This window comes from Actinomadura sp. BRA 177 (assembly GCF_013372625.1).
Taxonomy (GTDB): Bacteria; Actinomycetota; Actinomycetes; order Streptosporangiales; family Streptosporangiaceae; genus Spirillospora.
The window spans coordinates 1-9,082 of record NZ_JABXFD010000083.1 but is presented as its reverse complement, the minus strand read 5'-3'; the positions used below and the strand labels follow the sequence as shown (position 1 = coordinate 9,082).

The window sequence follows — 9,082 nt, the reverse complement described above, 5'->3', positions numbered from 1 at the left end:
GGAGCGGGCGGGAGTGGTGGAGGTGCGAGACGGCGACCGGGTCGGGGGAAAGGGACGCGGGGAGGTGGGGGCGGGGCGGCGGGGGGAGGGCGTCAGCGGGGGGTGCGGGGGTTGTCGTCGACGTGCGGCGCGGCGGCGTGGGCGGCTTGACGTCGTGGGCGGGGTCACCGGCGGCGAGGCCCTCCCGCAGCGCGAACCGGTGCAGCCCCCGCACCGCGACCAGCGCCCGCGCCGCCGAACCCGCCGACAGCGGCGGGTGGCCGGCGTCGCCCTCCCGCAGGCCCACGAGGAACGCGCGGACGTCGTCCTCGGCGATGTCACCGATCGCCGCGCGGCCCCGCGCGGCCTGGACCTCGGCGTAGCGGCGCAGGTCGCGGCGGTAGGAGTGGATCGTGTTGGCGGCCAGGCCCCGCTCGACCGCCAGATGCGCGAGGTAGGCGCGCACGGCCGAGTCGAGCGCGGAACCCGTGCCCGCGTCCTGCGCGGTGCTCCGGGGGGACGGGGACAGTGCGGCACCTCTTCCGGCCGTGGGCTCCGGGGACCCGCCCATCATGCCCCCTCCGGCCGCCGGAGGGGGCCCTCGACATCGGAAGTGATCTCGGCGGGCCTCAGTCCTCGGGCGCGTCGACGGCCCGCAGGTCCCGGAAGCCGTTCGCGCGGGCCGCCCGCGCCGCCAGCACCCCCATGCAGGCGATCATGTTGTGCAGCTCGCCCGCGAAGACCTTGCGGACCGCCTCCTCCAGCGGCACCCACACGACCGGCATGTCGGCCTCCTCGTGGACGCGCTCGAAGTCGATCTCGTCGGCGGGCACCTCGGTGAGGTCGCGGGCCAGAAAGATCCGGACGCGCTCGTCGGCCATGCCGGGCGAGGTGTACACGTCCACCAGCGTGTCCCAGCGGCCGGCCCGGTAGCCGGCCTCCTCCAGCAGCTCCCGCTCGGCGAGCCGGTGCAGCGGCTCGCCGTCCACGTCCCGGAGCCCGGCGGGCGGCTCCCACAGCAGCCGCCCCACCGGATGCCGGTACTGGCGCAGCAGCAGCACCCGGTCCCGGTCGTCCAGGGCCAGCACGCCGACGGCGCCGAGGTGCTCGACGACGTCGCGGCCGACGGGCTCGGTGCCGTCCCCGCGCGGCATCTCCACCCGGTCGCGGCGGACGCCGAACACCGGCCCCCGGAAGGCCCCGGACGACTCCAGGACCGTCCACCGCTCGGGACGGTCGCGGACGTCGTCCACGCCGAGGTCCCCGCTCACGCGTCGCCCGCGCGCGCTGTTCACCGGGCTGATCGCCGCCGCCCTGGACTACGCCGGGGCGCCGCGGGCGCCGCGGGAGCGGGACGCGGGGACGCGTTGCCCAGCCCCGCGAACAGCGGCAGCGGGGTGCGCGGGACGCCGCGCAGCGCCTTGGCCAGGTCGGCGGGGGTGGCGAGCGGCTCGGCGGCACCGATGCCGAGGCAGCGGCAGACGATCGCGTCGACCCCGTGCGAGATGCCGGCCTGCACCTGGCGCGGCGCGTGCGGGACGCCGTCGGCGGCGGGCGCGGCGGGCAGCCCGGAGGCGTCCTCGTCGCCGGGCCAGTGCGCGGTGAGCGCCGCGTACAGCATCCGGCCGAGGCCGCGGACGTCCTCGGCGGCGGGGTCGTCGGCCTGCCGGTCGGTCAGCACCGCGTCGGTCGCGATGCCGAGGATCTTGACGGTGCCGCCGGTCGTCCAGACGAGGTCGCGGGGGGTGAGGCAGAGGTGCGACAGCCCGGCGGCGTGCGCGGCGGCGATCGCCTCGGCCGCCTCGTACAGCAGTGTCGCGGCGCGGCCCGGCTCCAGCGGGGCCTTGCCGAGCATGCCCTCAAGGGTCTCGCCGACCACCCACTCGCTGACGACATAGGCGCTTTCGCCCGAGTCGTCGGCGTCGAACACCTGGGTGAGGCGGGGGTCGGTCAGCCGGCTGGCCGACCGCGCGGAGGTGACGGCCTCGGCGATCCGGGGGAACTCGGGGTCGAAGGTGCGGACGGCGACCGCCCGCGCGAGGATCTCGTCGATGGCCTTCCAGAGCGACGATCCACCGGAATCGCTGATGCGCTCTTCGAGCCGGTAGCGGCCGGCGAGACGCGTGCCGGGTTCGATGACTGACGTGCTCACGGCAACGTCCTGCACAGGTGGTCAGATCCCATGTTCGTGGCGTGGCAGCTTACGCCTCCGACCCTCCTCTTTGCGTTCCCCAGGGTGTCGCCCCGCAAGCCGTAGTCCCCCACATGGTAGTGGTTACTCGCGTGAGTGGCCGCCTTATCGCCGCGCGTCCTTTTTTACTTTGTGGTCAGCAGCACGGTCAGCGGCCGGGCAGCCGGCGCGCGAACGTGCCGATCGCCGTCTGGATCTCCTCCACCCGCATCAGCTTGGCGAAGACGACGTACAGCAGCCCGCCGCCGACCGAGCCGACGACCAGGGTGACCAGCGCGGGGAGCGTCGCCGAGGTGTTCCCGAGGGCGTCCGCGACGGTGTGCGCGGCGTAGGCGAACCCGATCAGCGGCCAGACCGCGACGAGGAGCTTCAGGTGGCCGCCGATGATGCGCCGGCCGTCGATCCCGCCGAGCTTGCGGCGCAGCACCAGCCAGCAGGTGATGGTGCCGACGACGTTGGTGATCGCGAACCCGCCGGCGATGCCGACCACGATCCACTTGACGCCGAGCACGTTGTAGGCGGTGAACGCCATGGCGATGTTGCAGGTGACGGAGACCATGCCGATCAGCGCGGGCGTCTTGGTGTCCCCGTGCGAGTAGAAGACGCGCAGCATGAGCTGGTAGATCGAGAACGGCACGAGCGCGATCGCGAACATCTGCATGACCCGGGCGATGACGAGCGCGTCCTCGGCCGAGGTGTTGCCGTGCGCGAACAGCACGGTGGTGATCTCCGGGCCGAGCACCAGCATCAGCGCCGCCGCCGGCATGATGATCACCGAGGAGAGCCGCAGCCCGCTGGAGAACGCGGCGCGCACGTCGGCGGTCTTGCCCTCGGCGGCGAACCGGCTCATCCGCGGCAGCAGCGCGGTGATCACCGAGACGCCGACGATCGCGTACGGCAGCTGGAAGAGCTGGTAGGCGTTGAAGTACGGGGTGTAGCCGTAGCCCTCGCCGAGCCCCTCGTTCACGGCCCGGTTCCCGGCCGCGTTCGCCAGCGCGGTGACGACGGCGAACGCCGCCTGGGTGACGACGACGTACAGCAGCGTCCAGCCGGCCATCCGGCCGACCTCGCCGATCTCGCCGCGCTTGAAGTCCAGCCGGGGCCGCCAGCGGAACCCGACGCGGCGCAGCGACGGCCACAGCGCGATCGTCTGCAGGACGATGCCGCCGGTCGTGCCGACGGACAGCAGCATCATTTGGGAGTCGGAGATGCTGGACGGGTCGACGCGGCCCGTGGTGACCGCCAGGAACGCGCCGCCGATGGCGATCACGACGAGGTTGTTCAGCACCGGCGCCCACATCGGCGCGCCGAAGCTGCCGCGCGTGTTCAGGATGGCCCCGGCGAACGCGCCGACGCCGTAGAAGAACAGTTGCGGCAGGAAGAACTGCGCGAACAGGACCGCGACCTTGCGCTGGTCGCCGGTGTAGCTGCCCGCGAGGACGTCGATGAACAGCGGCGCGCACAGCACCGCGATGACCGTGAGGACGCCGAGGCCCATCACCGCGAGGGTGAAGACGCGCTGCTCGTACTGCTCGCCGTAGGCCTGGTCGCGCTGCTTGGCCCGCACCAGCAGCGGGACGATCACGCTGGTCAGGATGCCGCCGAGCAGCAGGTCGTAGATCTGGTTGGGGATCGTGTTGGCGGTGTTGTAGGCGTTGGCGAGCAGCCCGGTGCCGAGCGCGGCGACGATGACGGCGGTGCGCAGGAAGCCGGTGACGCGGGACGCTAGGGTGCCCACCGCCATGATCGCGCCGGAGCGCAGGATGCCGCCCCCGGCCTTCCCGCCCTCGCCCTCACCGGACGGGGGGACGGGCGTGTCGACGACCGTCTCGGCGACGGGCGCGGTCCCGCCGGGGACGGGAATGTCAATCGCCGTCTCGGCGGCGATGTTCGCCGCGCCACGCGGCCGGCCCGTCGGCGGCGGACTCGGGTATCCCGCCGGATTCGGCGGCGCCTGCGGCCTCGGGGGCGGCGGCCCCTGCGGCCTCTGCGGAGGCGGGCCCTGGGCCGGGGCTCCCGGTGGGTATCCCTGGCCCGGCGGGTTGCCCTGCCCCGGATACCCCGGGGAATTCGGCGGCGGGTATCCCCGCCCCTGGGAACCCGGGGCCGGGGTGCCCGTTCCCCTGTCCCCCTGGTCCCGCCGCTCCCATTCCGGCCGTCCCGTCACCGGCTGCCTCCGAATCCCGGCGGCGCCTCGCTCTGATGGCCCGCACTCCGACGCCCACGAAGAGTACGGCAAGTCCGCCGCCGGTGATGAGCAGCGCGAGACGCCCGTAGCCGGTGACGGTCACGGTGATCGACTCGCCGTCCCCGTACGTCCGGCCGTCCGAGCCGGGGATCTGCAGTTCCAGCTGGACGTGGAAGTTGCCGTTGCCGGCCGCCTGCGCGGGGATCCAGCGCTGGGCGCGCTCCCCGGGCCGCAGCTCGATGACCGCGTCCTCGGGCGCCAGCTGCCCGAGCCGGAGCTTCGCGCTGTTCTCCGACGTCGCGACGAGCCGGACCTTGACCGACTGGCCGGGCAGCGTGTTCTCGACGAGCACCGGCAGCCTGCCCGAGCTGCCGCCCATCAGCACCCGCTTGCTCTTGGTGGTGACGATGCGGACGCGGTGCATGTCGCCCGTGAGCTCGTCATCCAGCTGCTTGCGGGCCGATCTGGCGTGCCGCGGCGACGTCCGCCAGGCCGCCGACTCCATGCGGAGCACCGCCCGCTCGTAGGAGATCTTGGTCGGGCCCGTCATGACGGACTGGAACGCCCTGGCCTGCCGGGAGATCGCCTGCACCTGGGCGAGGTGCGCGTCGCCGAGCTCGTACTGCTGGTAGTCGTCGGAGTAGCCGTTGAAGACGCGGCCCTGCGGCGACACGGACTCGATCTTGCGCAGCGGCTCCTCGCGCAGCCATTTCGCGCCCTTGGTGTACTTCAGCAGGTTCTTCGCGACCCCGTCGGCCGGGTCCCAGTGCCGGTCCGGGGCGAGGACGACGGTGCGCGCCCGGTTCGGCGCCTCGGCCGCGATCATCGCGGTCTCGGCCAGGAACCGCTGCTCGGTCAGCAGCCCCCCGTTGACCGACCGCGACCCCTCGCTGACGATCTGGTTGAGCTTCTCGTCGTACAGCAGCGTCTTCTTGTCGCCGTAGTGCGTCTGGAGCGTCGTCGTCGCGTTCGGCAGCGCGCCGGTCGCCGGGTTCTGGAACTGCGAGCTGCTCATCAGGAACGCCCCGCCGCTCTTCAGCGCGTTCTTGGCCAGCTGGTCGACGGTCCCGGGCCCGGCGGCGCCGGACGGCGGCCAGGCGACGTGCGCGTCGGCGGCGCGTCCGAGGACCTTCGTCGCAACGCCGGTGTTCCGCTCGTCGAACGCGACGCCGATGTCGCGGGGCGTCTTGCGCCGGACGAGCGCGACGACGTCGGGGTCGGCGTAGGGGAGGTCGAAGTACGGGTCCTTCTCGGCGGCCTTCTTCAGCGCCGCCAGCCAGGCCGCCGCCGCCTCGCTCTTCTTCTTCTGGACGCCCTTCTTGTCGCCCGGCGCCCGGACGGTGTAGTCGCCGGACGCCATCCGCTGCACGTCGTCCAGCAGGGCGGGGTCGATCCCCCACGTGATGGGCGTGTCGGTCGCGGACGCCGCCTCGACGAGCCGGCTCAGCCGTCCGCCGGGCGCCACGGACTTGGCGAGGTCGTCGTCGATGAACGTCCGGTCGTTGGTGCGGTGCATCCGGTCGACGAGCGGCCAGACCCAGCCGACCGAGACCGGCTTGAAATGCGTCTCCTTCGGCATGAACGTCAGGAACGTCGTGATGCCGCCGACGACCTGCCGCGCGGAGTTCAGCACCTCGACGCCGACCGGGTAGACGCCGGGCGTGCCGGCCGGGGCGCGGAGCCCCAGCTCCTTGACCGTGGTCTTGAACGTCCAGCTCTGCTTCACGTCCGGCTTCGCCGCCCCGGGGAGCTGCTTCTCCTTGCCGACGTTCGGCAGCGCGTTCGGCGGGCCGGCCGCGAGCTGGTCGAGCTGGCTGCGGCTGGTGACCGGCTGCGCGCTGTAGCGCAGCCGCAGGTGCAGGCCGGGCAGCTGGTGGCCGGTGCGGTTCATGGCCAGCCCCGAGATCTCGATGGTCGACTTCGTGCTGACGCTCTTGGGATCGACCTTGGTGAGCGCCATGGCGACCTGCGCCTTGGCCTGCGTGGACGTGGCCGCGGGCGCGCGCCGCGCGAGGGCGGGGGACGCCAGCGTCGTGGGCGCCGCCATCGCCATGCAGGGCAGCAGAGCGGCCAGCGCCACCGCGCGTTTGACCGTCCTCACGCCTTACCGGCCGCCTCGGGACGGCGGGCGAACATTTCCCGCACCACGGCGTCGATGGTAGTCCGTCGGGCTCATTGCGAGTGCCCGAGCGCCTGAGGCTCGCCCGCGTCCGGTCGCGCGCGGCGGTCAGGCCCGCGAGCGGGTGGCCTCCGGGGTGCCCGTGGGAGCCGGGACGGGAGGCGGGGCGAGCGGGTCGACCGGCTTCGCGTGGCACAGGGCGTAGAGGGAGCCGCCCCTGATCCCGAGGGCGGTGGACGCCTCTCCGGTCGCGGTGTAGACGACGTCGTCGCTGTTCAGGCCGTCCACCAGGCGGTGGTCGACGAGCAGCGGCATCGTGTCGGGCAGGAGCAGCGGGCAGACGAGGTTCGCCGCGTACTCGGTGGCGGCGTTCACGAGGTCGGGGTGCGCCGGGCGGACGGTGCGGGCGCCCACGGTGCGCCGGACCGCCTCCATCGCCGGCCGCTCGCCCGCCGGGACGATCACCCCGGTGAGGAAGCGGCGGCCGCGGCGGTCGTCGTCGCAGGAGTAGACGCGCGTCACCAGGCAGCGTTCCGCCGGGAGGCCGAGGGCCTTCGGGAGTTCGTCGGCGTGGGCCATCGCGACGGGCAGCCGCACGATCTCGTGCACGGCCTCCCATTCGAGCAGTGCGCGGTGGATGGCTAGAGCGTCCTTCATGTTCGGCTCCATCCCGCGGGGGTCTCCCCGCTCACCCCCGGAACTGGTTTCGCTGGCTCCCCGTGCTTCACACTCGGTGGGGAATATCCCCACATACCCGGAACGACTGGCCTAACTCGCGCCATACGGCACGTAACCCCTCCCGATGCGCCTCTGCCGCACATGCGGCGGACCGGGGCCCTCAGGATCCCGCTACCGTTGTCGTGCGGGAAGCTCACCGGCGGTCGCGCTGGCGTCATCGGAGTGTCCAGAACGTAACCCGGAGATCGCGGCATGTGAAGGGGCCCGTCCGGCTCCGGCCCCGCAAAGGCTCCCGCGCGGAGCCCGGCGATCACCGGAAAGTCCTTTGTCAGCCCGTCAAATCAAGGAAATACGCTCGATGGCCGTGCCCAACCAGAACGTGACCCCAGAGTCCTCGCGGCGCACCGCGATCGCCGAGCTGCTGCGCGGGATCGCGCCCGTCGCGGACGATCTCGGCGCCCGGTTCGCGGCGGCCGGGCACGAGCTGGCGCTGGTCGGCGGGCCCGTCCGGGACGCGCTGCTGCGCCGCCCCAGCAAGGACGTCGACCTGACCACCGACGCGCCGCCCGAACGCACTTTGGAGATCATCCGCGGCTGGGCGGACGCGCACTGGACGATCGGCATCGAGTTCGGCACCGTCGGCCTCCGCAAGGACGGCGTCGAACTGGAGATCACCACCTACCGCAGCGAGTCGTACGACCCGAAATCCCGCAAACCGGACGTCTCCTATGGGACGTCCCTCGTGGAGGACCTCCGTCGCCGCGACTTCGCGGTGAACGCGATGGCGGCGCGGCTGCCCGGGCACGAGTTCGTCGACCCGTTCGGCGGCCTGACCGACCTGCAGCGCAAGGTCCTGCGCACCCCCGGCCGGCCCGAGGACTCCTTCAGCGACGACCCGCTGCGCATGCTGCGCGCCGCCCGGTTCGCCTCGCAGCTCGGCTTCACGGTCGCGCCCGACGTCGTCCGCGCGATGACGGACATGGCGTCCCGCATCGAGATCGTCTCGGCCGAACGCGTCCGGGACGAGCTGTCCAAGCTGATCAGCGGCCGGTACCCGCGCCAGGGCCTGGCGCTGCTCGTCGAGACGGGCCTCGCCGCGCACGTCCTGCCGGAGCTGCCGAAGCTGCGCCTGGAGATCGACGAGCACCACCGGCACAAGGACGTCTACGAGCACTCGCTGATCGTCCTGGAGCAGGCGATCGCGCAGGAGCAGGAGGGCCCCGACCTCGTCCTGCGCCTGGCGGCGCTCCTGCACGACATCGGCAAGCCGAAGACCCGGCGCTTCGAAGAGGGCGGCCGGGTGTCGTTCCACCACCACGAGGTCGTCGGCGCGAAGATGGCCCGCAAGCGGCTGACCGCGCTGCGCTACCCGAAGGACGTCATCAACGACGTGTCCCGCCTCGTCGAACTGCACCTGCGGTTCCACGGCTACGGCACCGGCGAGTGGACGGACTCGGCCGTCCGCCGCTACGTCCGCGACGCCGGCCCGCTGCTCTCCCGGCTGCACAAGCTGACCCGCGCCGACTGCACGACCCGCAACCGGCGCAAGGCCGACCGCCTCCGCCGCACCTACGACGACCTCGAAGTGCGCATCGCGCGCCTCGCGGAGCAGGAGGAACTGGCCGCGATCCGCCCCGAGATCGACGGCAACGAGATCCAGGACATCCTCGGCATCAAGCCGGGCCCCCTAGTGGGCCAGGCCTACAAATTCCTCCTCGACCTACGCCTGGACCGCGGCATGATCGGCAAAGAAGCCGCCGCGGAAGAACTCCGAACCTGGGCCATCACCAAGGGCCTCCTCCCGGACAACGCCAAGCCAGCCGGAAACGAGCCTGATGGCGACGAGCCCAGTGCGAACAAGCCAGCCGGGAACGAGCCTGCGGGGAACAAGGCGACAGGGGACGGGTCTGATGCGCTGTGTGTCGGG

At 72.6% G+C, this 9,082-nt stretch carries 7 protein-coding genes; 1 reads left to right on the top strand and 6 read right to left on the bottom strand.

The features are described from left to right. The 6 genes from HUX53_RS01895 to HUX53_RS01870 all read right to left on the bottom strand — a co-directional run. Positions 1 to 553, bottom strand: a 553-nt coding sequence (locus HUX53_RS01895; RefSeq protein ID WP_255204832.1) for a site-specific integrase, incomplete at its 3' end; no start/stop codon positions are given. Positions 554 to 608: 55 nt separating this feature from the next. Next, a complete protein-coding gene (locus HUX53_RS01890; protein ID WP_176401439.1) occupies positions 609 to 1,250 on the bottom strand; it encodes an NUDIX hydrolase in 642 nt (213 codons plus the stop codon). A 20-nt stretch (positions 1,251 to 1,270) separates the two neighbouring features. Continuing rightward, positions 1,271 to 2,131, bottom strand: coding sequence for a protein kinase family protein (locus HUX53_RS01885; protein ID WP_255204831.1), 861 nt, complete (start codon positions 2,129 to 2,131; stop codon positions 1,271 to 1,273). 187 nt (positions 2,132 to 2,318) lie between these two features. Next, complete coding sequence (murJ, locus tag HUX53_RS01880) at positions 2,319 to 3,932, bottom strand: murein biosynthesis integral membrane protein MurJ (RefSeq protein WP_255204834.1); 1,614 nt, start codon at positions 3,930 to 3,932, stop codon at positions 2,319 to 2,321. A gap of 103 nt (positions 3,933 to 4,035) precedes the next feature. Further along, positions 4,036 to 6,459 (bottom strand): DUF6049 family protein, encoded by a 2,424-nt coding sequence (locus tag HUX53_RS40625; RefSeq protein WP_176401438.1) that lies wholly within the window; start codon positions 6,457 to 6,459, stop codon positions 4,036 to 4,038. Between the two features lie 126 nt (positions 6,460 to 6,585). Next, positions 6,586 to 7,134: an aminoacyl-tRNA deacylase gene (locus tag HUX53_RS01870; protein WP_176401437.1), complete on the bottom strand. Its 549-nt coding sequence runs from the start codon at positions 7,132 to 7,134 to the stop codon at positions 6,586 to 6,588. 379 nt (positions 7,135 to 7,513) lie between these two features. Here HUX53_RS01870 and HUX53_RS01865 point away from each other — a divergent pair. Then, positions 7,514 to 9,082: CCA tRNA nucleotidyltransferase (locus HUX53_RS01865; protein WP_176401436.1), on the top strand; the 1,569-nt coding region annotated here is incomplete at its 3' end.